Below are 22,908 nucleotides of genomic sequence, written 5' to 3'. Positions count from 1 at the left end.
ATGGACTCGATCGCACTCACCTTGCGGCGCCTCGCTCGGGGTTCTGCGGGTGTCGACGCGGGAAGAAGGCGAGCACCGCGCACATCAGGAAAAGCGGAATGCCGAGCTCGATCACTTCCTCGATTCCGGTCGAAACCACCGCAGCGCTGGCACCGAGATCAATGCCGAGGCCTTCAAGCTTGCGCGGCAGGCCGTCGAGCGTCTTGGCCGCGATGATGGACAGACCCGCGGCCAGGACGCCCACTGCCGGCAGGTGGAGCCCGCGCAACCCTGCGATGAACTGCCGCGCATGACGAAGCCCCGCTATGACAACCGCCGCGCCGACCGTGACCAGAGCCACGACCGCCGCAAGTTTTTCCAGGAGCGGCACGTCGCCGGAAACGTAGAAGCTGGTCTTGGTGATGCTCATCGTCGTCATGAGGTTGTGGAAGTCGAGTTCGCGCATGCATAGCGCCAACAGGATCACGACGAAATAGAAATGCGTCTTCAGGAAATGCTGATTTGCCTCGCGCACCAGCATCGCAGCCGCCACGAGGTAACCGGCAGCAGATAGCGTCTCGACGGCGCCCCCCTCACCGGTGAGGGTCTGGACGAAGCGCTCCGATCCAAGCAGGACGGAGCCGACCAGCGCGAGAATGAAGAGCCCAACCAAAAGGAAGGGCCGATAGGACGCCTCGCTTCGAAACGAGGCCGATGCAGCATGAGGCAATGCGCCTGCATTCTCCTCGGCTGGCGCGAGACGACATCGCTTCGGCAGCCGTGTAAGCGTCAAGAAAGATCGACTGCATCGTGCAGATTCGATCGCTGTGTCTCCCAGGTAGCACGAAGTGCGCCTTTGCAGGAGCCCAAAACGACAAAGGCCGCGTGCAAGCACGCGGCCTTTGAAAAGTGGATACGGAACGCTTAGCGCGAATAGAACTCGACGACGAGGTTCGGTTCCATCTGGACGGCATAGGGCACGTCCGACAGGCCCGGAACGCGCACGAAGGTCGCGACCATCTTGTTGTGATCCGCTTCGATATAGTCCGGAACGTCACGCTCGGCGAGCTGCGTCGCTTCGAGAACGATGACGAGCTGCTTGGACTTCTCGCGCACTTCGATCACGTCGCCCGGCTTGCAGCGGAAGGACGGGATGTTGGTGCGTACGCCGTTGACCGAAACGTGGCCGTGGTTGACGAACTGGCGCGCCGCGAAAACCGTCGGCACGAACTTCGCGCGGTAGACGATGGCGTCGAGACGCGATTCCAGAAGACCGATCAGGTTCTCCGGGGTGTCGCCCTTACGGCGGTTGGCCTCTTCGTAAATCTTGCGGAACTGCTTCTCGCGGATGTCGCCGTAGTAGCCCTTAAGCTTCTGCTTGGCGCGCAGCTGCACACCGAAATCCGAAAGCTTGCCCTTGCGGCGCTGGCCATGCTGGCCTGGACCGTATTCGCGGCGGTTCACCGGGGACTTCGGACGACCCCAGATGTTTTCGCCCATGCGGCGATCGATCTTGTACTTGGACGATTCGCGCTTGCTCATCGCATTTCCTTTCAAAACAAAATGATGACGTCGCATCTTCATGCAACGCCAGAAGGAAACGCGCCCTCCTCTGCCATCGGGCTGAAGCCGTCAGCTGACAGGATCAAGACCCCAAAAGGACCGATCCACGGGACACGTCAAATGAAACGCCCGACGTGGCCGCCGGGCGTTGTGGGGGTGATTATGGGAAGAGGTCGCGTTTGTCAACGCGGCTTTGATGCCACCGGCGCGTCACTTCACGCGGGCGATAATCCAGATCGCGTGGACGATGCCCGGGATGTAGCCGAGCAGCGTCAGGATGATGTTGATCCAGAAGTGCTTGCCAAGACCGACCTGCAGGAAGACGCCGAGCGGCGGGAGGATGATGGCGAAGATGATGCGGATCAGGTCCATAAGAGACTCCTTATTCTTTTTCCGATAACGGCACCGGATGCCCCGCGGTTCCGGATCAGACGGAAAAATTGTGCGCTGCAAGATCGTCTGGGACGCGCAGCCCGAAGCCGTGCATCAGTCGCCGGATCGCTGGATCTGGCTTGCCGGACGTGAAGAGAGCCATATCGGGGCTCACCTCCGCGCGTGATTCTGCTTCGAACGCACGTGCCCGGTCGGCGCCCGCACCGTCACCATTCAGCACGCTCACGGCCCGCCTAGCGATCGCCTCGGACGGGTCGAGCCAATCCACCGGCCACGGCGCGGTCTTGCGCATGCGGTTGACGAGAAACGGATAGTGCGTGCAGGCAAGCACGACGATATCGGTGCGGTTGCCGTCGCGCTCCACGAAACACGGCGCAATCTCCGCTCGCACCGCGTCTTCGTCCACGAAGCCTTCGCGCATATAGGTTTCGGCAAGCCCCGCCAGTTCTGTGCTGCCGACCAGCCTCACATGGCACTTCGTCGCCCAGTCGCTGATGAGATCCCGCGTATATTGCCGCTTCACGGTTCCTGGCGTCGCCAGCACCGATACGAGACCCGACCGCGTGCGCTCCGCCGCAGGCTTGATGGCCGGCACCGTGCCGACGAAAGCAAGTTTGGGATAGGCCGCGCGCAGATCACCCAGCGCCAGCGTCGAAGCGGTGTTGCAGGCGATCACCGCGATCGATGGCCGGTGCGCCGCGATCAGCTTCTCAAACAGCGCCACCATGCGTGTCCGCAGCGCTTCCTCTTCCCACGCGCCATAGGGAAACGCCGCATCGTCGGCCACGTAGACGAGCCGCTTCCCAGGCAAAAGCACCCGCATTTCGCGCAGCACGGTCAGCCCGCCGATGCCCGAATCGAAAACGAGGACCGGCCCGCGCTCATCCATGCTGGCCTCATCCATTGTCGGGCCGTTCGTTTGGCTGCGACGCGATCTCGTCGGGCGCGCCGCTGCCGCGCGGGCGCTTGCGCGAATAGCGGTCGAGCGAGTTGATCACCCCGCGCAGCACATGGATTTCCTGGGAAAACAGCCCGCGACGCGCAAGCAGCGTGCGCAGATTGTCGACCATCTTCGGCTTCTTGTCCTCGGGCCGGAAATAACCGCGCGCATCGAGCGCCTCTTCCAGATGATCGAACAGGCCGAAGGTCTCTTCCTTGGTCGCCGGCGTCATGTCGTTGTGGGTGAACGCGGTCTCAGTCACATCCGAGAGCCCCGAATTCATCCACTCATAGGACATGAGCAGCACGGCCTGCGCGATGTTGAGCGAGGCGAAGGCGGGATTGACCGGGAAGGTAACGATCTCGTCGGCAAGCGCCACCTCGTGGTTCTTCAAGCCCCAGCGCTCGCGCCCGAACAGAATGCCGGTTGCCTGGCCTTCGCGGAACTTCGCCCGCAGCGTCTGGCCGGCCTCCACCGGCCCGCGCACCGGCTTGAAGCCGTCGCGCTCGCGCGCCGTTGTCGCATAGACGAAATGGAGATCGGAGATTGCCTCCTCGAGCGTCTCGAACACCTGCGTCGCATCGATCACGTGGTCGGCTTTCGATGCCGCCTGGCGTGCCTTTTCGCTCGGCCATCCATCGCGCGGATTGACGAGCCGGAGGTCCGACAACCCGAAATTGGCCATGGCGCGCGCCACCATGCCGATGTTTTCGCCAAGCTGCGGCTCCACCAGCACGATCGCGGGGCCTTCCGCAATCATCGCGCGCTTTCTGTCGGTTCCGGCCATTCCAGCTCCCTCGCAGCGTTCAGCGCTGCACCCACAGAGCCACAGCGTCAATCGCTGCGCTCATACACCGGGTGCTGCGTGCCGGCCAAGCCTTGGGCGTCAAAGGTTCCGCTTCTCCTTTGCCATCGGCAATCACGATGCTATAGGACGCGCCAGTTGTTCTGGATGCGGCGGCATGCCGTCCGTCCATGGCTTTTTTGGAGAGAGAGAGGCTTTTCCTGCATGAGTAAGATCAAGGTCGCAAACCCGGTCGTTGAGCTCGACGGCGACGAGATGACCCGTATCATCTGGCAGTTCATCAAGGACAAGCTGATCCATCCCTATCTGGACATCGATCTGGAATATTACGATCTCAGCATGGAAAACCGCGACGCCACCGACGACCAGGTGACGATCGACGCGGCCCACGCGATCAAGAAGCACGGCGTCGGCGTCAAGTGCGCCACGATCACCGCCGATGAAGGCCGCGTCGAGGAATTCGGCCTGAAGAAGATGTGGCGTTCGCCCAACGGCACGATCCGCAACATTCTCGGCGGCGTCATCTTCCGCGAACCCATCATCTGCAAGAACGTGCCGCGACTCGTTCCGGGCTGGACCAAGCCGGTCATCGTCGGCCGCCACGCCTATGGCGACCAGTACCGCGCCACCGACTTCAAGTTCCCCGGCAAGGGCAAGCTCTACATGAAGTTCGTCGGTGAGGACGGCAAGGAGCAGGAATACGAGATTTTTGACGCGCCCGGCGCCGGCATTGCCATGGGCATGTACAACCTCGACGAATCGATCCGCGATTTCGCCCGCGCTTCGCTGAACTACGGCCTCAGCCGCAAGGTGCCGGTCTACCTGTCGACCAAGAACACCATCCTCAAGGTCTATGACGGCCGCTTCAAGGACATCTTCCAGGAAGTCTACGAGCAGGAGTTCGAGGCGAAGTTCAAGGAAGCCAAGATCTGGTATGAACACCGCCTGATCGACGACATGGTCGCCGCCAACCTGAAGTGGTCGGGCGGTTATGTGTGGGCCTGCAAGAATTATGACGGCGACGTCCAGTCGGACACGGTCGCGCAGGGCTTCGGCTCGCTCGGCCTGATGACCTCGGTTCTGCTCACCCCGGATGGCAACACGGTCGAAGCCGAAGCCGCACACGGCACGGTCACGCGTCACTACCGCCAGCACCAGAAGGGCGAGGAAACCTCCACCAACTCCATCGCCTCGATCTTCGCCTGGACACGTGGCCTCGCGCACCGCGCCAAGCTCGACGACAATGCCGAGCTCGCACGCTTTGCCGATACGCTGGAGAAGGTCTGCATCGAGACCGTCGAAAGCGGCCACATGACCAAGGACCTCGCACTCCTCATCGGTCCCGATCAGCCTTGGCTCTCCACGACCGGCTTCCTCGACAAGATCGACGAGAACCTCCAGAAGGCCATGGCCGCCTGAGGCTTCGCCTTTTCCGATCAAGTCTTCCAGACCCCGCGGTTCACGCCGCGGGGTTTTTCTTTGACCACCGTCGATCTCTGCAGGTGCGTTCGGACCAAAGACGATTGACAGCGCTTGCGGCCTGGGGCGATCCTCAACCCCGTTTCGCGGGGATCGGCGTCATGAATGCCATGGCGAATGCGGACGTGGTTTTGAACGGCGTCACGATCGACACGCGATCGGGGCTGCTCCTCGACCCTGCCGGCCGCCCGATACCGCTGCGGCGGCAATCGACCGACGTCCTCCTCCACCTTATCGCTCATCGAAACTCGGTCGTCTCGAAAGCAGCGCTGCTTGATGCGGTCTGGCCCGGCATTGCGGTAACCGAGAACAGCCTCTCCCAATGCATCAGCGAAATACGCAAGGCGCTGGGTGACGAAAGTCAGCAGCTGTTGAAGACGGTCGCCCGTCGCGGCTACAGCCTTATCCTGCCCGTTAAAACAGATAGGACCACACCCGCTTCTCGAGGCGCCGCTCTTCGCGCAGATGTCAAACACCGTGCTTGGTTCAAACCTGCCGCAGCCGCCCTTGCCGCCATCGCAGTCGCTGCCACAGCGTCGTTCTGGCCCCCGACCCCGCCCCAGCGGGCCAAGCCAGCCATCGCCGTGTTGCCTTTCGCCGATCTCAGCCGGGCGGGCGATCAGGTGCATATCGCCCATGGCTTTTCCGAGGACGTGAGCGCGGAGCTTGCTCGCCTGCCTGGCCTCTTCGTAACCTCGCACAATTCCACCAGCCCTATCGAGGATGACGTGGAACCGCCGGCCGCATTGGCCGCCCGCCTCGGTGTACGCTACCTGCTCAACGGTTCCGTCCGGCGCATCCGCGACGAGATCCGCGTGAACGCCCATCTGGTCGATGCCATCGACGGCAATCAGATCTGGGCCCAACGCTTCCATGGCAACCTTGGCGACGTCTTCGACCTGCAGGACGAGGTCGTCGCTGCCGTGGTCGACGCACTTTCTCTCAAGCTCATTCCAGGCAAGGCCGGCCTCTTATTGTCCGGCGACACAGATCATCCCGAGGCCTATGAAGCGTTTCGACGCGGCATCGAGGCACGCCGCACCGACACCGTCCCCGGCACGATCGAAGCGCTGGCTCATCTCAGCCGTGCGCTTGCGCTAGATCCCGACTTCGGCGCCGCCGCAGCCGAAATGGCGTGGCTCTACTGGGATGCGGACGATGCCCGCCGTCGTGCCCTCGGTCTCTCCTGGCCTGAGATCGATGAGCGCTTGCATGCAAGCCTTGCGCAGGCCGCCGCGCATCCGACTCCCGCTTATCACCAATTGCACGCCGAACTGCTGATCCGCCAGAACCGCACCGGAGAGGCGCTCGAAACGCTGCGCGAAGCGCTCGCCCTCGATCCGAGCGACCCCTGGACATTCGAAGGCTTGAGCCAGGCTCTGAACTTCGCCGGACAGCCGCGCGAGGCTAGGCTCCATCTCGATGCTGCGATGCGCGTCGATCCCGGCTGGACGGAATGGCGCCGCTATCAGGCCGGCCTGTCGGCCTTCGGCGAGGGCGATTTCGTGACCGCCATCACCCATCTCGACATGATCGATCTGCGCTCGACCAACCCGTGGCCGAAGTTCTACGCCGCGCATCTGCGCGTCGCCGCTTATGCCCAACTCGGGGCCATGCAGAAGGCGCAAGAAGCGCGTCGCCAGCTGGAAGCCATTTTGCGCGAAAGGGGCGACGACCCGCCGAACCGCATGATCGCGCAGCAATTCTTCGTCTTCTCACAGGAAGAGGACGCTGAGCGTCTGCTGCATGGTCTTGCACTGGCCGGCGTGCCCGAGTGGCCAGCCGGCATCAATGCCGCCGGCGAGACGCGGCTTGACGATGCGGCGATCAATCGTCTCGTTCTCGGCCGGTCGATCGTTGGACATCGCACGCGACCCGATGAGACACCGTTTACTGCAAGCCTTGGACAGGATGGCGCCATCTCGCGCGCCATCGGTGGAGAAAGCGCGACGGGTCGTCTCTGGGTGCAAGGCGACGACCTGTGCACCGGCTGGCCGAACACGCTTGCCGCCTGCGGCCCGGTCTTTCTCGATAGGGCAAGCGGTCGCTACCGCCACGAGCTCCGCTTCGAGGCGTTCGAGTTCCGGGTGCGCTGATCAAAGCTCACAGCGGCCAGGCGAGCGGCAGCGTGATGGTGACGCCTGTCACCCCATAGGGTCCGCATCGCTCCACCGCCTCGGCGAAGTCCGCCGCAAGCGCATGCGCGGTCTCGGTCGGCGGCGACACGTCGCTGATTTTTAGAAGTTCGACATCGCCATCCTCGGAAACCCTCACGTCGACTGTTGCGGCAAACCGAATGCCGCGCATCGCTTGCGGCGTTGTCCAGCAGCTCGCAGCACGCTCGACGATTGCCTGCGCCGCATCGCCCTGCGCGCTCGCAGCGGTCGTCACGACCGCTGGCAAGAAAATGAGAAGTGCCAGTGTGCTCCGCATGCCCTTGCTCCCTTTCGAGCTCCTGTTTTCGCAGATGCGGAAAGCCTGTCTCGAAGCGTGCGAGAGGTCCTGAAGGTCATGTGATATTTTGCTGAAATGCGCAGCGGCACATGCATCGAAGCCCGGTCGCGTGCGCCGGGCGGCTTGTTGGTGAAGCGCCTTTATGCAACCACCTGACGTGATACGGGTTACGACGTGCTATGCGCAACGCGCCGCCGACAAGGAATGCCTTTATGACCGATCCGCTGAACGACCCGTCCCGGCTGCGCACCATTCTTGGCGATGTGGTGGAACGGGTGCGCGAGGCCGCGCCTTCGATGCACGAAAAGGCCTCCGAGGCCGCCCGCGAGAAGGACAAGGCGGCGCCCCGCAAGGGCGATTTCGACAAGTTCGGCATCGCCGTTTTCACCCGCCATGGAGAACTGGTTTCGGCCGGCAATGCGGGAACCGGCTTTCCCATTCAGTCCATTTCCAAGGTCTTCGCGCTGGAAGTCGCTCTCGAAGCGCTCGGTGAAAAGCTCTGGAAGCGGATCGGCCGCGAGCCGTCCGGCGATCCCTTCAACTCCATCATTGATCTGGAGCGCGACAAGGGCGTGCCGCGCAATCCCTTCATCAACGCCGGCGCGCTCGTCGTCTGCGACGCGCTCGTCGGCATCGGCGGCAAGTCGGGCCCGAACCGGCATGTGGTCGATTTCATCAAGGGCATGATCGACGACGAAACGATGTCACTCGACCCGGATGTGATGGCGAGCGATCGCACCGGCGGCAATCTCAATCGCTCGCTCATGTACATGGCCAAGCACCACGGCAATCTCGATCATGAGGTGAAGGAGGTGATGGAAGCCTATGTCCATCAATGTGCCATCACGCTCGACTGCCGGGGCCTGGCGAAGGCAGGCCGGTTCCTGATGCACGACGATCCGCACGATGGCGACGACAGCATCCAGCAGGCGCGGCGCGCCCGGCGCATCCTCGCCATCATGATGCTGTGCGGCCAGTACGATGGCTCCGGTGATTTCGCATTTCGCGTCGGCCTGCCGGCCAAATCCGGTGTCGGCGGCGGCATCCTCGCCATCGCGCCGCACCGCGCGTCCATCGCGGTCTGGTCGCCCGCACTCGATCCCATGGGCAACAGCTGGCTCGGCACCCTCGGTCTCGAACTCCTCATCGAGCGCACCGACTGGTCGATCTTCAGCGCGATTCGCAGTTCCGCATAAAGTTTGCTGCGCGTTTCAAGGTCGGAACGAATGTCACCAAAGGCTGTTAAACCATGATCAGCAGCGTTGGGGACAAATATCATGCCGAGATGGAAGATCTCGATTGCGGTCGCGGCCGTGGTCGTCCTTCTCCTGTTCATACTGGTGCCGAGCGTCGCGCTGGTTCTGTTTTCGGGCCTCCTGATGGCCGCCTTCCTCAACGGCGGCGGAGGGCTCGTGGAACGAGCCACCAAAATTCCGCGCGGCTGGTCAATCGGCCTGTTCACGCTTCTGCTGCTGCTCGCCATAGCCGGCGTCTTCACTCTGGCAGCGACATCGATCGCCGCTCAGTTCAACGAACTCGCCAGCCAGATCCCTGGCGCGATCGAAAATCTACGCAGCCGGCTGGAGGAGTACGAATGGGCAAACCGGGCGCTCGACCGAGCAAACCCGGCCGGCCTCATTTCGGGTGAAGGGGGACGCGCCGCAACCAGCGCCGTCACATCGACCTTCGGCGCGCTGGGCAATTTTGTCATCATTGCCTTCATCGGCATCTATGTCGCAGTCACGCCCGTCATCTATCGTAAGGGCGCTGTCGAGCTCTTCGCCCCGTCGCTGCGTCCCCGCACCGACGAAATCCTGAGGAAATGCGCCCGCACGCTGAAGAGCTGGCTCGCTGCACAGCTGATCTCGATGACCGTGGTCGGCGTGCTGACCGGCATCGGACTGCTGCTCATAGGTATGCCGCTCGCCTTCATTCTCGGCATCATCGCCGGCCTGCTCGCCTTCATTCCCAATATCGGCCCGGTGCTGGCCGTCGCGCCCGCGCTGCTGCTCGCCTTCGGCGAAGGCCCATCCATGCTGATCTGGGTCGCCGCCGTCTACCTCTCGGTGCAGACGCTGGAAAGCTATGTGATCACGCCGCTTGTGCAGCAGGAGCGCGTCGACCTGTCACCAGCCCTCGTCATCGCTGCGCAATTGCTGTTCGGCGTGCTCTTCGGTCTTCTCGGCCTGGCGCTCGCCATGCCTCTGGTCGCGGTCGGTCGCATGCTCATCAAGGAGCTCTACGTCCACGATTACCTGGAGCGCGAGCCTCCGCGCGAGATGGCGCTGCAATTGCCGGAAGGGGAAAGACACGAATAGGCCGACGCGGCGCATACACGCCGCGCGATATCCATTCTCGATGTTGGTCGATGATCGACCTTGACCGGCCGAAGACACGGCCGGTCGCGCTGCTGCGCTGCTCGTCAGGCCGCCAGGGCTTCGGCCACGGCCTCGATCGCCGCTTCGGCGCGCGTGCCGTCCGGTCCGCCCGCCTGCGCCATGTCAGGCCGGCCGCCGCCGCCCTGACCGCCGAGCGATGCGGAAGCAACGCGCACGAGGTCGACTGCACTGCGCGTCGATGTCAGATCGTCCGTCACGGCCACGACGACACTCGCCTTGCCGTCGTCGCTGACGCCGACGAAGCAGACGACGCCCGAGCCGAGCGCCTTCTTGCCGTCATCGGCCAGGCCCTTCAGCGCCTTCGGCTCCACACCCGTAACGACGCGACCGAGATATTTGACGCCCGCGATCTCGCGCGCTTCACCGCCGTTCGAACCACCACCGGGACCGGCGAGAGCTAGCTTGCGCTTTGCGTCCGCCAGCTCGCGTTCGAGCCGCCTGCGCTCGTCCATCAGCGCTTCGACGCGTTCGACGACATCGGCCGGCTGAACCTTGAGGCTCGCCGCAATGCGGCGCACGCGCTCGTCCTGCTCGGCGAGATAGGCCCGTGCCGCCTCGCCGGTCAGCGCCTCGAGACGCCGCACGCCGGCGCTGACGCCCGCCTCACCCACGACCCGTACAAGGCCGATGTCGCCGGTTGCAGTCACATGGGTGCCGCCACACAGCTCCACCGAATACGGCTTGCCGGCCTTGGCGCCCTCGATACCCCTGCCCATCGACACGACACGCACCTCGTCGCCATACTTCTCGCCGAAAAGCGCCATCGCCCCTTCGGCAATGGCATCCTCCACTCCCATCAGCCGCGTCGTCACCGGCGCGTTCTGCACGATGATGGCGTTCGCCATCTCTTCCACGCGCGCGATTTCCTCGGCGCTCATGGGCTTGGGGTGGGAAATGTCGAAGCGCAGGCGCTCGGGCGCAACCAGTGAGCCCTTCTGCGCGACATGCGTTCCCAGCACCTCGCGCAGCGCCTCGTGCAGAAGATGCGTCGCCGAATGGTTCTGCCGCAGCCGCGAGCGGCGCTTATGGTCAACGGTCAGGACGATGTCCTTGCCGCGCGTCACACTGCCTTCGCGCACCGTGCCGATATGGACGAAGAGACCTTCGCCCTTCTTCTGCGTGTCGGTCACGTCGATGACGAAGCCTTCACCGGCGATCGTGCCCGTATCGCCCATCTGGCCACCGGATTCGCCATAGAACGGCGTCTGGTTCGCGACGAGCTCGACGGCCTCGCCGGCAGAGGCAGTTTCGATCTCCTGGCCGTCGCGCACGAGCGCCGCAACGATGCCTTCGGCCTGCTCGGTGTCATAGCCGAGAAAGTCGGTAGCGCCGGTGCGGTCGCGCAATTCGAACCACACTCGTTCCGTCGCCGCATCGCCCGACCCGGACCACGCCGCGCGGGCTTCGGCCTTCTGGCGCGCCATCGCTGCGGTGAAACCGTCGGTGTCTACGCCGACACCGCGAAGACGCAGCGCATCTTCCGTCAGATCCAGCGGGAAACCATAAGTGTCGTAAAGCTTGAACGCCGTTTCTCCATCCAGCCGGTCGCCGGACGACAGATCGGCGCTCGCATCGTCCAACAGCATCAGGCCGCGGTCGAGCGTGCGGCGGAAACGGGTTTCTTCAAGCTTGAGTGTCTCGGAAATCAGGCCTTCAGCGCGGGCGAGTTCCGGATAGGCCCGGCCCATTTCCGAAACGAGCGTTGGCAGAAGCTTGTACATCAGCGGATCCTGCGCACCGAGAAGCCGCGCATGGCGCATCGCGCGGCGCATGATACGGCGCAGCACGTAGCCGCGGCCTTCGTTCGACGGCAGCACGCCGTCCGCGATCAAGAACGCGGACGAGCGCAGGTGATCGGCGATGACGCGGTGGCTGGCGCGCCTCTCGCCTTCCGCCTTCACGCCCGTCGCCTCGACAGAAGCAGCGATCAGCGCACGGAAAAGGTCGATATCGTAGTTGTCGTGCTTGCCCTGCAGAAGCGCCGCCACCCGCTCCAGGCCCATGCCCGTATCGATCGACGGCCGGGGCAGTTCGATACGTTCGCCGCTCGCGAGCTGCTCGAACTGCATGAAGACGAGGTTCCAGATCTCGATGAAGCGGTCGCCATCCTCGTCGGGCGATCCGGGAGGTCCGCCAGGAATGTGGTCGCCATGGTCGTAGAAGATTTCCGAGCACGGCCCGCAGGGACCGGTATCGCCCATCGCCCAGAAATTGTCGTTGGTCGCGATGCGGATGATGCGGCTGTCCGGCAGGCCCGCAATCTTCTTCCAGAGCGCGAAGGCGTCGTCATCCGTATGGTACACCGTCACCAGAAGCCGGTTGGCGTCGATGCCGAAATCCTTGGTGATAAGGTTCCAGGCAAGCGTAATCGCCTGTTCCTTGAAATAGTCGCCAAAGGAGAAATTGCCGAGCATCTCGAAGAAGGTGTGGTGACGGGCCGTATAGCCGACATTGTCGAGGTCGTTGTGCTTGCCGCCGGCGCGCACGCATTTCTGCGCGGTCGCTGCCGTGGAATACGGCCGCTGCTCAAGCCCCGTGAAGACGTTTTTGAACTGGACCATGCCGGCATTGGTGAACATCAATGTCGGGTCGTTGCGCGGCACAAGCGGGGACGAGCTGACCACCTCATGGCCATTGGCCTTGAAGAAGTCCAGAAATGCGCTGCGGATGTCGTTTACGCCGCTCATGAAACGCCCTTTTGCTGCTAGTCGGCCGGCCCCGATCGTCCCGCCAGCCTTTGTGTGTCCGGCTTTTATCGTTCGTCTCAAACCCTGTCCAGCATTGCCAATGCGCGCTTTGCAGCTCCCCGAAACGGAGTGCGGCGGACCCGGATGGGCCCGCCGCAAACCGATCGCCACGAAAGTATGGGAAGACCGCGCGCCGTCAACCGGCCGCGGCGTCGTCCGTGTCGTTGTCCGGCAGGCCGTCATCGAAGAAATTCTCGGCAATCAGGCCGGCATTTTGACGAATCGCCTGCTCGATCTCGCGCGCCGTGTCGGGGTTGTCCTTGAGGAACTGACGGGCATTGTCGCGGCCCTGCCCCAGACGCTGGCTGTTATAGGAGAACCAGGAGCCGGACTTGTCGACGATCCCGGCCTTGACGCCCAGATCGATCAGCTCGCCGGTCTTGGAGATGCCTTCGCCATACATGATGTCGAATTCGATCACCTTCAGCGGCGGCGCCATCTTGTTCTTCACGACCTTGACGCGGGTCTGGTTGCCGACGGTCTCGTCGCGGTCCTTGACCGAGCCGATGCGGCGGATGTCGAGGCGCACCGACGCATAAAATTTCAGCGCGTTGCCGCCCGTCGTCGTTTCCGGCGAGCCGAACATGACGCCGATCTTCATGCGGATCTGGTTGATGAAGATGACCATGCAGTTCGACTTGGAAATCGATGCCGTCAGCTTGCGCAGCGCCTGGCTCATCAGACGCGCCTGAAGGCCCGGCAGGCTGTCGCCCATCTCGCCTTCGATTTCGGCGCGTGGTGTCAGCGCCGCAACCGAATCGATGATCAGCACGTCGATTGCACCCGAGCGAACCAGCGTATCGGTGATCTCCAGCGCCTGCTCGCCATTGTCCGGCTGCGAGATCAGAAGGTTCTCCAGATCGACGCCGAGCTTGCGGGCATACACCGGATCGAGCGCGTGCTCGGCATCGATGAAGCCGCAGATGCCACCGCGCTTTTGCGCTTCCGCCACGCAGTGCAGTGCGAGCGTCGTTTTGCCCGAGCTTTCAGGGCCATAGATTTCAATGATACGGCCCTTCGGCAGTCCGCCAACGCCGAGTGCGATATCGAGCCCGAGCGAGCCGGTCGGTACCGTTTCAATTTCGACCACCTGCTCGTTGGAACCGAGCTTCATGATCGAACCCTTGCCGAACGCGCGCTCGATCTGAGAGAGCGCCGCGTCGAGAGCCTTGCTTTTGTCCACCGAATTGTCCTCTACGAGCCGCAGCGAATTCTGTGCCATATGTTCCACCTTTAGGTTATTCGAGCCGGACAGGCAAACGTGCCCTCTGTTCTCGTCTGTACCCATTTTGTTCTCGTTTGGCAAGCGCTTTCTAAGGCACTGAATTCGCATCTTTATCTTTTGTCTATTCCCGGATTGTTCCGCGCATGATCAGCATGACACGCAAAACATCATCAGCCCTGTTGGCCCCTCTGCGGCAGGCCGTTTGCCGATGAGCCGATTCCTCGTCATCGGCGGTGCGCATCTCGATCGGCGCGGCCAGGTGAAGGGCGCGCTGCATCTGCACGCCAGCAATCCCGGGCATTGGGAGGAGACGGCCGGCGGCGGCGCATTCAACGCCGCTCGCAATCTCGCGCGGCTGGGGCATGCCGTCAGGCTGGTGGCGCCGCGCGGCGGCGATCCGGCCGGCGAGACCGTCGCGCGGGCAGCCGCCGATGCGGGCGTCGAAGATACGCCGATCACCTTCCTCGATCGGGCAACGCCCACCTATTCGGCGATTCTCGATAGCCAGGGCGATCTCGTCGTCGCGCTCGCGGACATGGCGCTTTACGATGCCTTTTCGCCCCGCCAGTGCGATCGCCGCACCCTGCGCGATGCCATCGCTGATGCCGATGCGGTGCTGGTCGATGCCAATATTCCCGAGGCGACGATTACCCGTCTGGCGCGACGGTGCGGCGAGGCAGGCCGCCCCTTGTCCGCCATCGCCATCTCGCCGGCCAAGATCGTGCGGCTGAAACCGGTGCTTTCCGCCCTCTCCTGCCTGTTCATGAACCGGCGCGAGGCCGAAGCGCTCGTCGGCCCGCTTGCAGAGGATGGGCAGGCGCAGGCCGAGGAGCTGCGCGCTGCAGGCATCGCCCGCGCCATCGTTACGGCGGGCAGCGGCCCGGCACTTGCCTTTGATCAGCAGCAGACGTTCCTCTTGTCCGCGATCGAAGGCTGCACCATCGTCGATGTCACGGGCGCCGGCGATGCGCTTGCTGCCGCCACGCTCGGAGCTCTTCAGCCCGGCCTGCCTTTCATCGAGGCCTGCCATTATGGCGTCGCCGCCGCCTCGCTCGCCGTCGAAAGCGCCGAGCCGGCACCACCGGAGCTGACGCTCGATGCCGTGCGGGCGCGCCTTGCTCTTGTGCCCCCGATCGATCCATTGCATCTGAAGCGCTGATCGATCCAGACCCAAGCCGTGAGAAGCCAAAGATGAGCCCGAAGAACGACGCCAGCCTTGTCACCTATGCCCCGGATGTCGCCGAGGCGCGGGCGTCCGGCAAGCCCATCGTGGCGCTGGAATCGACCATCATCACCCACGGCATGCCCTATCCCGGCAATCTCGAAATGGCCCGTGCCGTCGAAGCCATCGTGCGTGAGGAAGGCGCGACGCCGGCGACGATCGCAGTCATCGATGGCGTCCTCAATGTCGGCCTATCGGATGAGACCCTGGCCGCGCTCGCGCTCCGCAAGGATGCCATGAAGCTCTCGCGCGCCGATCTCGCCTTCGCGCTGGCTGAAGGCCGCACCGGCGCCACCACGGTCGCTGCCACCATGATCGCCGCGGCCCATGCCGGCATCGGCGTCTTCGCCACCGGCGGCATCGGCGGCGTGCATCGCGGTGCCGAAACCAGCTTCGACATCTCCGCCGATCTCGACGAGCTTGCGCGCACCGGTGTCATCGTTGTCTCCGCTGGTGCCAAGGCCATCCTGGATGTGCCGAAGACGCTCGAAGTGCTCGAAACCCGTGGCGTGCCCGTCGTCACCTTCGGCTCGGACGTGTTTCCCGCCTTCTGGTCGCGCGAATCCGGCCTGAAGTCGCCGCTGCGCCTCGACACGCCGGACGCCATTGCGCGCTTTCAGAAGGTCCGCTCTGCCATGGGGATTACCGGCGGCATGCTGATCGCCAATCCCTTGCCGGTCGAAGACGAGATCGCCCGCGATGTCATGGAAGCGCATATCCGCGAAGCCATGGGCCGCGCCGAAAAAGCCGGCGTCAGCGCCAAGGCCGTAACGCCGTTCCTGCTCTCCGAACTTGTCGACATCACCAGCGGCAAGAGCCTTCGAACCAACATTGCGCTGGTCAAGGCCAATGTCCGTCTCGCCACACGCATCGCGGTCGCCCTCGCTGCCTGAACGGTCTCGCCGCGCGACCATGGCAAAGCCAAGCGACCCGGCGCGCGGATCGCTCGGCTTTGTCAATGACTGACGCGTTCTATCAGCGGTCGAAGGTTTCCATCGACAGCATCGCGTCGCAGACCGCGCCGTCATGGGTGCCCACCCAAACGTCGAGCCACCCGTCCGACGGGCGCGTCAGGTTGACCTTGGCATCGAGATTGCCGTTGTCGTCGTCGTCATAGTACCAGCCGGCAGATGCCGTGTTCACCAGCAGCACGCTGTCGCAATCGCTCTCGACCGATACGGTCAGGGTGTATTTACCCATGCCGCTCAAATTGAAGGTGAAGTCCGGCGCTTCGGTCACGTAGCCGCGCCCACGGTCGGTCTGCGGCGTAACATTGCTGCATTTCTCGATGTTGATGTTGCCACCGGCGCGCACATTGTACTTGTGCACGGAGTAGAGTTCGGACCCCGTCAGCTCGTATGTATCGCCGGACTTGGAGTAGTCCGGACACGCCAAGGCGCTCCCGCCGAAAAGAACGAGAAACGCGAAAACGCAATAAATCCTGTTCATGTTGAAAGTCCCCCAGAAAACTTTCTCAGAATACGCCGAATTTGGCGAAAAACCATAGATTTCAGACGGCTGGGGACCGCTCATCCACCTCTATGGTGAACGCCGGCCCGGCATAGTGACCGGGCCGGGAATCACGTGTCGGGTTTTCAACCCTGGATCGGAACGATCCGGATTTCGACGCGACGGTTTGCGGCGCGGCCGGCCTCGGTCGAGTTGTCGGCGATCGGCTGGTTGAAGCCGAAGCCCTGTGCCTGGAAGCGACGCGGATCAAGGCCCTGGGACGTCAGATAGCCGAGAACCGACTGGGCGCGCCGCTGCGACAGATCGAGGTTGTAGCTCGCCGAACCGACATTGTCGGTGTGGCCGAGCACGTCGACGAGCGTGCGGTCGAACTCGCGCAGAACCAGCACGACCGAATTCAGCGTCGAATAGAAGTCCGGGCGAACGCTCGCTTCGTTCGTGCCGAAGGTGATGTTGGACGGCATGTTCAGGATGATGTTGTCGCCATTGCGGGTTACCGAAACGCCGGTGCCCTGCAGTTGCGCGCGCAGGCGTGCTTCCTGGTTGTCCATGTAGCCGCCGATCGCGCCACCGGCCAATGCCCCGATGCCGGCGCCGAGAAGCGCGTTGCGGCGGTCGTCGCCACCGGCCAGAAGGCCGAGACCGGCGCCTGCCGCAGCACCCAGCATGGCACCGCCGGCCGTGTTGGACAGCTGCTGCTGGCCGGTGAAGGGGTCGGCCGTGCAACCGGCTAGCAGCGCCGTGGCCATGCCGGCGGCCGCAATCCGCAGCCTGAATGCTGATCGGGTCATGATGGGTCCTCTCCAGGAATATGTCGAATGGTGATCGTTAGAACTGAATGGGGGATTCGCGTCAACACGAAGGCCATTCGCCTTGGAAGCCTGCAAACATGGCGCCATTCAGGCCGTGCGGATGAAACGTTCGTCCGATCCGGAAATGCCGACGCTGCCGTAGATCTCGTCCAGCCCCTGCTCGTTGACATGGAACCGTGCCTCGGTCCGGATGAAGATCCAGCCATCGTCATCGTCGGTCGCGTGCCCAGGCTTGATCCTCAGATTGAAGGAGAAGCCATGGCGGTCGCGGGTTGCACGGTCGATCACCTCGAACAGCGGCTCGCGATCTTCGGGATGGTAGCTACCCATGCCGCGGGAGAAGTTGATCGGCCCCTCCGCCTGCTCGAACCCGTAGATGTCAAAGACGGCCGGCGACCAGAAGAGCAGACCGGAGGCGAGCTCCGATTTCCATACGCCTGACAAAGGCAGACTGCACAGCACCTCGATCACCGGCGAGCAGGCCGGACAGTCGTTGCGACCGACAAATGCGGCCAGCAGCGCCAGCGCATCGTCCGTCTTCATCGTCTCACGGCCGGAAAGCGCCGGATCATCCATGTATCGCCCGTTCAAATCTTTGCAGCCCACACCTTGCCGCAAAGGCAGTATTGGGCGCCTCACCGCAGGAAGTACGCTGACGCTACTTGGCAAAACGCCCGTCGGGCAAGAATTTCTAAACTGCTATGCACACGGAAATTGTGGCCAATGGCACTAAAGTACAAAATCCCAGTCGGCAAGCGTGGCGGCGTTCACGTCATGTGTGCCGCTGCGATGCCGGCTACGAACTCAGCGTCTCGCTCACCGTGATCGCCAGCTGCTTCAGCGAGAATGGCTTGGGCAGGAAGCCGAATTTCGCGTCCGCAGGCAGGTTCTTCGCAAAGGCCTCCTCCGCATAGCCGGAAACGAACACGAATTTCAGGTCGGGATAGTCCTTGCGCAATTCGCGCAGCAGCGTCGGCCCGTCCATTTCCGGCATCACGACGTCCGACACCACGATGTCGACCGCGCCGCCGAGCTCTTCCATGATCTCCAGCGCCTCGACGCCGGATGCGGCCTCGTGCACCGTATAGCCACGCGTCTCCAGCATGCGCTTGCCACCGCGGCGCACCGCTTCCTCGTCTTCCACGAGCAGCACCACGGCGCTGCCGGTCAAATCCACGCGCTCGGCGTTCGGCGCCTGTGGCGCGGCCACGGGCACCGCGGCTGCCGCAGCCTCGCCCTCTGCCGTCGCCTCCACCGGTACCTCGATATGGCGCGGCAGGAAAATCTGGAACGCTGTGCCTTTGCCCACTTCCGAGATCGGATAGATGTAGCCACCCGATTGCTTGACGATACCGTAGACCATCGAGAGCCCGAGACCGGTGCCCTTGCCCACGTCCTTGGTGGTGAAGAACGGCTCGAAGATCTTGTCGATGATCTCGGGCGGAATGCCGGTGCCCTCGTCCGCCACTTCGATCAGCACGCAGTCCTGTGCCTCCAGCCCGCGGTAATTCAGCTTGCCGACCTCGTCGGCACCGATGTTGCGCGTGCGGATCGTCACCGTGCCGCCCTTCGGCATGGCGTCGCGGGCATTGACCGCAAGGTTGATCAGCACCTGCTCGAACTGCCCCAGATCGGTCAGCACCGGCCAGAGATCGCGCCCGTATTCTATGGCAAGCTTCACGTTGGTTCCGGTGAGCCGGTCGATCAGCATCCGCAGATCGCCGATCACGTCGGTCATCGAAAGCACGCTCGGGCGCATCGTCTGCTTGCGCGAGAAGGCGAGCAGTTGCCGCACTAGCACAGCCGCGCGATTGGCATTGCGCTTGATCTCCATCAAATCGGCGAAGCTCGCATCCGATGGCCGAAGCGACAGAAGCAGGTGATCGGCCGAAAGCAGGATGGCCGTCAGCACGTTGTTGAAATCGTGCGCGATGCCGCCGGCTAGCGTTCCGACCGCATTCATTTTCTGCGTCTGCGCCATCTGCTCTTCGAGCGCTTTCTGCTCGGTCGTCTCCACGACATAGATGATGGCAGCTTCCTCGCGCGATTCCGCGTGGTCGATCACGGCATTTACATAGAGCCGGAAATGCCGCGCCGGATCGTTCGGGTGGCGCGTATCGACGGCCGCAATATCGCTCTGCCCATCTCGCGCCTGCTCAAGCCCTGCCTTGAACGATGTCACGTCATTGTCGTGGATCACCGTCTCGAAGCGCGCGCCGTTTTCCAGATCGTCGCGGGTCACGAGTCCCGAGAACATCTTGAGGAACGGCGCATTGGTGCGCAGGATCCGCCCATCACCGTCGACGGAAGCGATCGCCATCGGCGTGTTGTTGAAGAACCGCGTGAAGCGCATCTCCGCCGTTGCCGCGGAATGATCGCTGCCCTCGGTGCCATTGCGCGCCAGAACGATCGTCCGGCTTTCACCGGGCGCACCGTCGCGCGTCGCCGACACCCGGTGCACGAGACGCACCGGCACGCTCTGGCCGTTGGTCTTGCGCAGATCGAGGTCGAGTGTCGCGGTCTTGTTGCGGCCGGGCTCCGCCTGGACCGAATCGATCAGCGCCATGCCTTCGCCGGCAATCATCTCGGCGATCGTCAGCGATCCGGGCCGGAACTTCGTCAGGTCGATCGAGAGCCAGTCGGCGAGCGTGGCGTTGATGTAGACGATGTCGCCCTTGCGCCCCGCCGAGAAGAAGCCCGCCGGGGCATGATCGAGATAGTCGATCGCGTGCTGAAGGTCCTTGAAGAAGCGCTCCTGCTCCTCCCGCTCCGCCGTGATGTCGCAAAGCTGCCAGGCAAAAAGCTTCTCGCTCTGGCTTTCTTCCAGCACCAGCGGCCGGCCGCTCAGCCGGTACCAGCGTGCGCCGACTGCTCCCGATGCGGGATTAAGCGCCCGTGTCAGGCGAAATTCTTCCTGCCCGTGGCGACCTTCGCGCAGCACGTTCGTCAGCCGGTAAACCGCTTCGGACGATTCCTTGCTGCGCGACAAAAGCGCCTCGACCGACTGGACGTCCGCTGCCTTCTTGGCGCCCGTGAGCTGCCCATAGGCCGCATTGGCATAGACCGCACGGCCTTTGCGGTCGGTGATCAGCGTGCCTTCCGCCTGCCCGTCGACGAAGCTGCGCGCCAGCGGATCGGAGCTTCTGTGCGGCATCACCTGGATGAAGCCGATCATGGAGGAGACGATGAAGAAGATCCCCAGCAGCGACAAAAAGCCGAGAAGCCCGAGCACGATCGAAGGGCTCAGCGCATCGCGCAAGAACACGAAGGCGATGGCCGCCGCGATCAGGACGCCCGCCAGCAGGAACAGCCGCATCAGCGTCCTGGGACTGGCAGCCCTATCCACGATCGGGCTCGGATAGGGTTCGCCCCCACTCTTATTGGCCATTCCAGTCCTCATGATCGGGCAGTGTCAAATGTGGCCGCAAGGCCTCGGTCGTCTCGCTTGAAACGCAGGGGCGCTCTAGCCAGTCGGCGTCTACCGGATCGGACCATAGCCATCCCCCTGCCGAAAGTCATGAAAGCCCGCATGATTCGCGCGCGATTGTCGGGGGAATATCGCGAAATATCCATGATCGAGGCTTACCGCCGTCAATGACCAACTGCTAAAGATAAGCGGCGTCAAGGTTTCCCGGCATGACATCCCCTTTTGGCTGATGCCGTGGTGAGCCGGAGCGCCGTCGGCAAACGGAGTGCTGAGACTATGGATGGACTGTTTTCCGGAATGCTCGACGAGCGCGGCAGCGCGCTGGTCACGGCAATTTTGGCCGTTTCGATCGCACTCCTCGCACTCGTCGTCGTCTTCTGGATCTACCGCATGCGCAGCGGCGGACCGGTCACGGGCCTTGGCGGTCGTGGGCGCCGTGAAAGTCGTCTCGCAGTGGTGGAAAGCGCCATGGTCGACACCAAGCGGCGCATCGTCCTTATCCGGCGCGACGATGTCGAGCACCTGATCCTGATCGGCGGCCCGGCCGATGTCGTGGTTGAAAGCGGCATAGGCGGATCGGCCCAAGCACCGTCCATCGAAACCGATTGGGGCCCATCGAAAGAAGCCGAGGGGCAGAAGGCCGCTTCAACGACTGGGGAGCCGGTACGCCGAGCCCCTGAAATGCCCGCACCTGCCCCTGTCGCAACTGCCCCTGTCGCACCTTCCGCTGCAGCCGCACCGAAACATTTCCCCGCAGAGCGCTTCGCTCAGCCGTCCGCAAATTCAGCGGAAGAGCCACGGGTCGAAGGCGTCAGAGCCGGCAATCCGTTCGACGAGGCCGAATTCTCCGCCGTGCTCGCCGCCGAGATGGAACGCAATCGCCCCGTCAAGGTCACGCCATTCGTCACTCTCGACAAGGATGCGGCCGAGCGCGCCAAGGCATCGATCCCCGCCATCGAGCCCCCTCAGGAAATGACCCCGCAACAGAAAAAGGCCACCTCCCTGCAAGAGGAGATGGCCCGTCTTCTTGGTGAGATGAAGCCCGAGCGCCGCTGAGCTTCATCCGTTTGCTTGATCCTTAGCCTTTCAGGAACGCGATCAGGTCGTCGGTCAGTTCGTCCCCATGGGTGGCGAACAGGCCATGCGGCGCATCTTCATATTCCTTGAGCTCCGCATTGCGGATGCCTTTCACGGCTTCGCGGGCCGATGCGTCGATTGGCACCGTCTCGTCGGCCGTGCCGTGGATGATCAGCGTCGGCACCTCGAATGCCGCAGTGTCCGGCCGGAAATCGGTCGTCGCGAACGCTTTCGCGCAGGCAAGCGTCGGGCGAAGACCGGATTGCATGCACAGGCCCCAGGCCCAATGCAGGCGTTCATCGCTGACATCGTTTTCCTCGGCACCGAAGAAGTCCTCGAGAAAATCCGCAAAGAATTCCGCGCGGTCCGCCTTCATGCCGGCCGTCATTTCGTCGAAGACCGATTGCGGCACGCCGTTCGGATTGTCGTCGGTCTGAAGCATGAAGGGCACCACCGAGGCGATCAGCCCCGCCTGCTTCACACCCTTGCCGCCATGGCGCGACATGTAACGCGCCACCTCGCCGCCGCCCATCGAGAACCCGATGATCGCGGCATCTTCTGCTCCGGTCGCCGCCATCACGTCGGCCAGATCGTCGGAAAGCGAGTCGTAGTCGTAGCCTGACCACGGCTGCTCGGAGCGCCCGAAGCCGCGGCGGTCATACGCGATAGCGCGGAAGCCCGCTTCGGCCAGCGCGAAAGCCTGGTCGTCCCAGCTGTCGGCCGAGAGCGGCCAGCCATGCATCAGGATGACCGGACGGCCTTCGCCCCAGTCCTTGACGTAGAGTTGCGTATTGTCGCGGGTTTTGATCATCGGCATAAGCGCCTCCTTTGTTCAGGAGACGAATGCGCAGCTGTGCGTCACAGTTCCACGAAGTGTGAAGCACTAAAGTGTGAGAGACTAGTCCAAGCCTCGCTT

20 protein-coding genes are annotated in these 22,908 nt (G+C 63.2%); 7 read left to right on the top strand and 13 right to left on the bottom strand.

Annotated elements, in window-relative coordinates; genetic code table 11:
* Nucleotides 1-16: 16 nt before the first annotated feature.
* From D5400_RS11065 to D5400_RS11045, 5 genes are all read right to left on the bottom strand, one after another.
* Nucleotides 17-709, bottom strand: a complete 693-nt coding sequence (locus D5400_RS11065) for a hypothetical protein (protein ID WP_126010074.1) — start codon at nucleotides 707-709, stop codon at nucleotides 17-19.
* Between the two features lie 194 nt (nucleotides 710-903).
* The gene (gene rpsD / locus D5400_RS11060; protein WP_126010073.1) at nucleotides 904-1,521 is read right to left on the bottom strand and encodes a 30S ribosomal protein S4; all 618 of its coding nucleotides are present in this window, start codon (nucleotides 1,519-1,521) and stop codon (nucleotides 904-906) included.
* 231 nt (nucleotides 1,522-1,752) lie between these two features.
* Nucleotides 1,753-1,914 carry a YqaE/Pmp3 family membrane protein gene (locus tag D5400_RS11055; protein ID WP_126010072.1) on the bottom strand — a complete coding sequence of 54 codons (162 nt, stop codon included), beginning with the start codon at nucleotides 1,912-1,914 and terminating at the stop codon, nucleotides 1,753-1,755.
* Nucleotides 1,915-1,969: 55 nt separating this feature from the next.
* Nucleotides 1,970-2,839 (bottom strand): glutamate racemase, encoded by an 870-nt coding sequence (gene murI, locus D5400_RS11050; RefSeq protein ID WP_404861675.1) that lies wholly within the window; start codon nucleotides 2,837-2,839, stop codon nucleotides 1,970-1,972.
* Nucleotides 2,832-3,662 (bottom strand): RNA methyltransferase, encoded by an 831-nt coding sequence (locus tag D5400_RS11045; RefSeq protein ID WP_126010071.1) that lies wholly within the window; start codon nucleotides 3,660-3,662, stop codon nucleotides 2,832-2,834. Before D5400_RS11045 ends, murI begins: the two co-directional genes overlap by 8 nt.
* A 222-nt stretch (nucleotides 3,663-3,884) precedes the next feature.
* On the opposite strand from D5400_RS11045, the gene D5400_RS11040 reads away from it, so the two are divergent.
* Both D5400_RS11040 and D5400_RS11035 read left to right on the top strand, forming a co-directional pair.
* Complete coding sequence (locus D5400_RS11040; protein WP_126010070.1) at nucleotides 3,885-5,099, top strand: NADP-dependent isocitrate dehydrogenase; 1,215 nt, start codon at nucleotides 3,885-3,887, stop codon at nucleotides 5,097-5,099.
* 104 nt (nucleotides 5,100-5,203) lie between these two features.
* On the top strand, nucleotides 5,204-7,255 hold the full coding sequence (locus tag D5400_RS11035) for a winged helix-turn-helix domain-containing protein (protein ID WP_126010069.1): 2,052 nt from the start codon (nucleotides 5,204-5,206) through the stop codon (nucleotides 7,253-7,255).
* Nucleotides 7,256-7,262: 7 nt separating this feature from the next.
* Here the strand turns inward: D5400_RS11035 and D5400_RS11030 are convergent, their stop codons facing one another.
* Nucleotides 7,263-7,592 (bottom strand): hypothetical protein, encoded by a 330-nt coding sequence (locus tag D5400_RS11030; RefSeq protein ID WP_126010068.1) that lies wholly within the window; start codon nucleotides 7,590-7,592, stop codon nucleotides 7,263-7,265.
* 233 nt (nucleotides 7,593-7,825) lie between these two features.
* Between D5400_RS11030 and glsA the strand changes: the two genes are divergently transcribed.
* Complete coding sequence (gene glsA / locus D5400_RS11025; protein WP_126010067.1) at nucleotides 7,826-8,809, top strand: glutaminase A; 984 nt, start codon at nucleotides 7,826-7,828, stop codon at nucleotides 8,807-8,809.
* Nucleotides 8,810-8,890: 81 nt separating this feature from the next.
* Nucleotides 8,891-9,931, top strand: coding sequence for an AI-2E family transporter (locus D5400_RS11020; RefSeq protein WP_126010066.1), 1,041 nt, complete (start codon nucleotides 8,891-8,893; stop codon nucleotides 9,929-9,931).
* A gap of 104 nt (nucleotides 9,932-10,035) precedes the next feature.
* Here the strand turns inward: D5400_RS11020 and alaS are convergent, their stop codons facing one another.
* Both alaS and recA read right to left on the bottom strand, forming a co-directional pair.
* Nucleotides 10,036-12,699, bottom strand: coding sequence for an alanine--tRNA ligase (alaS, locus tag D5400_RS11015; RefSeq protein ID WP_126010065.1), 2,664 nt, complete (start codon nucleotides 12,697-12,699; stop codon nucleotides 10,036-10,038).
* 196 nt (nucleotides 12,700-12,895) lie between these two features.
* Complete coding sequence (gene recA / locus D5400_RS11010; RefSeq protein ID WP_126010064.1) at nucleotides 12,896-13,981, bottom strand: recombinase RecA; 1,086 nt, start codon at nucleotides 13,979-13,981, stop codon at nucleotides 12,896-12,898.
* Between the two features lie 211 nt (nucleotides 13,982-14,192).
* On the opposite strand from recA, the gene D5400_RS11005 reads away from it, so the two are divergent.
* Nucleotides 14,193-15,143 carry a carbohydrate kinase family protein gene (locus tag D5400_RS11005; protein ID WP_126010063.1) on the top strand — a complete coding sequence of 317 codons (951 nt, stop codon included), beginning with the start codon at nucleotides 14,193-14,195 and terminating at the stop codon, nucleotides 15,141-15,143.
* Nucleotides 15,144-15,175: 32 nt separating this feature from the next.
* Entirely contained in the window at nucleotides 15,176-16,099 is a 924-nt protein-coding gene (locus D5400_RS11000) for a pseudouridine-5'-phosphate glycosidase (RefSeq protein ID WP_126010062.1), read from the top strand.
* Between the two features lie 82 nt (nucleotides 16,100-16,181).
* Here D5400_RS11000 and D5400_RS10995 read toward each other — a convergent pair whose 3' ends face one another.
* The 4 genes from D5400_RS10995 to cckA all read right to left on the bottom strand — a co-directional run bounded on the left by D5400_RS10995 (nucleotide 16,182) and on the right by cckA (nucleotide 20,876).
* Nucleotides 16,182-16,655: a hypothetical protein gene (locus D5400_RS10995; RefSeq protein WP_126010061.1), complete on the bottom strand. Its 474-nt coding sequence runs from the start codon at nucleotides 16,653-16,655 to the stop codon at nucleotides 16,182-16,184.
* A 146-nt stretch (nucleotides 16,656-16,801) separates the two neighbouring features.
* The gene (locus D5400_RS10990; protein ID WP_404861665.1) at nucleotides 16,802-17,467 is read right to left on the bottom strand and encodes a YiaD family glycine zipper/OmpA-like lipoprotein; all 666 of its coding nucleotides are present in this window, start codon (nucleotides 17,465-17,467) and stop codon (nucleotides 16,802-16,804) included.
* A 108-nt stretch (nucleotides 17,468-17,575) separates the two neighbouring features.
* A complete protein-coding gene (locus tag D5400_RS10985; protein WP_126010060.1) occupies nucleotides 17,576-18,064 on the bottom strand; it encodes a PAS domain-containing protein in 489 nt (162 codons plus the stop codon).
* 220 nt (nucleotides 18,065-18,284) lie between these two features.
* Nucleotides 18,285-20,876, bottom strand: a complete 2,592-nt coding sequence (gene cckA, locus D5400_RS10980; protein WP_126010059.1) for a cell cycle histidine kinase CckA — start codon at nucleotides 20,874-20,876, stop codon at nucleotides 18,285-18,287.
* Between the two features lie 315 nt (nucleotides 20,877-21,191).
* On the opposite strand from cckA, the gene D5400_RS10975 reads away from it, so the two are divergent.
* The gene (locus D5400_RS10975) at nucleotides 21,192-21,971 is read left to right on the top strand and encodes a flagellar biosynthetic protein FliO (protein ID WP_126010058.1); all 780 of its coding nucleotides are present in this window, start codon (nucleotides 21,192-21,194) and stop codon (nucleotides 21,969-21,971) included.
* Between the two features lie 22 nt (nucleotides 21,972-21,993).
* On the opposite strand, the gene D5400_RS10970 is transcribed toward D5400_RS10975, so the two are convergent.
* The gene (locus tag D5400_RS10970) at nucleotides 21,994-22,809 is read right to left on the bottom strand and encodes an alpha/beta fold hydrolase (RefSeq protein ID WP_126010057.1); all 816 of its coding nucleotides are present in this window, start codon (nucleotides 22,807-22,809) and stop codon (nucleotides 21,994-21,996) included.
* Between the last annotated feature and the right edge of the window lie 99 nt (nucleotides 22,810-22,908).

It is taken from the genome of Georhizobium profundi (genome assembly GCF_003952725.1).
Taxonomy (GTDB): Bacteria; Pseudomonadota; Alphaproteobacteria; order Rhizobiales; family Rhizobiaceae; genus Georhizobium; species Georhizobium profundi.
The sequence above is the reverse complement of the archived record's forward strand: the minus strand, read 5'-3'. Positions and strand labels throughout refer to the sequence as shown.

What these genes read in the sequence shown, in the direction of transcription:
- D5400_RS11030 (WP_126010068.1), bottom strand. Translation starts at nt 7,592, where the DNA reads ATGCGGAGCACACTGGCACTTCTCATTTTCTTGCCAGCGGTCGTGACG.
- cckA (WP_126010059.1), bottom strand. Translation starts at nt 20,876, where the DNA reads ATGGCCAATAAGAGTGGGGGCGAACCCTATCCGAGCCCGATCGTGGAT.
- alaS (WP_126010065.1), bottom strand. Translation starts at nt 12,699, where the DNA reads ATGAGCGGCGTAAACGACATCCGCAGCGCATTTCTGGACTTCTTCAAG.
- D5400_RS11020 (WP_126010066.1), top strand. Translation starts at nt 8,891, where the DNA reads ATGCCGAGATGGAAGATCTCGATTGCGGTCGCGGCCGTGGTCGTCCTT.
- D5400_RS11040 (WP_126010070.1), top strand. Translation starts at nt 3,885, where the DNA reads ATGAGTAAGATCAAGGTCGCAAACCCGGTCGTTGAGCTCGACGGCGAC.
- glsA (WP_126010067.1), top strand. Translation starts at nt 7,826, where the DNA reads ATGACCGATCCGCTGAACGACCCGTCCCGGCTGCGCACCATTCTTGGC.
- recA (WP_126010064.1), bottom strand. Translation starts at nt 13,981, where the DNA reads ATGGCACAGAATTCGCTGCGGCTCGTAGAGGACAATTCGGTGGACAAA.
- D5400_RS11045 (WP_126010071.1), bottom strand. Translation starts at nt 3,662, where the DNA reads ATGGCCGGAACCGACAGAAAGCGCGCGATGATTGCGGAAGGCCCCGCG.
- murI (WP_404861675.1), bottom strand. Translation starts at nt 2,839, where the DNA reads ATGGATGAGGCCAGCATGGATGAGCGCGGGCCGGTCCTCGTTTTCGAT.
- D5400_RS10990 (WP_404861665.1), bottom strand. Translation starts at nt 17,467, where the DNA reads ATGACCCGATCAGCATTCAGGCTGCGGATTGCGGCCGCCGGCATGGCC.
- D5400_RS11000 (WP_126010062.1), top strand. Translation starts at nt 15,176, where the DNA reads ATGAGCCCGAAGAACGACGCCAGCCTTGTCACCTATGCCCCGGATGTC.
- D5400_RS10975 (WP_126010058.1), top strand. Translation starts at nt 21,192, where the DNA reads ATGGATGGACTGTTTTCCGGAATGCTCGACGAGCGCGGCAGCGCGCTG.
- D5400_RS11005 (WP_126010063.1), top strand. Translation starts at nt 14,193, where the DNA reads ATGAGCCGATTCCTCGTCATCGGCGGTGCGCATCTCGATCGGCGCGGC.
- D5400_RS10985 (WP_126010060.1), bottom strand. Translation starts at nt 18,064, where the DNA reads ATGGATGATCCGGCGCTTTCCGGCCGTGAGACGATGAAGACGGACGAT.
- D5400_RS10995 (WP_126010061.1), bottom strand. Translation starts at nt 16,655, where the DNA reads ATGAACAGGATTTATTGCGTTTTCGCGTTTCTCGTTCTTTTCGGCGGG.
- D5400_RS11055 (WP_126010072.1), bottom strand. Translation starts at nt 1,914, where the DNA reads ATGGACCTGATCCGCATCATCTTCGCCATCATCCTCCCGCCGCTCGGC.
- rpsD (WP_126010073.1), bottom strand. Translation starts at nt 1,521, where the DNA reads ATGAGCAAGCGCGAATCGTCCAAGTACAAGATCGATCGCCGCATGGGC.
- D5400_RS10970 (WP_126010057.1), bottom strand. Translation starts at nt 22,809, where the DNA reads ATGCCGATGATCAAAACCCGCGACAATACGCAACTCTACGTCAAGGAC.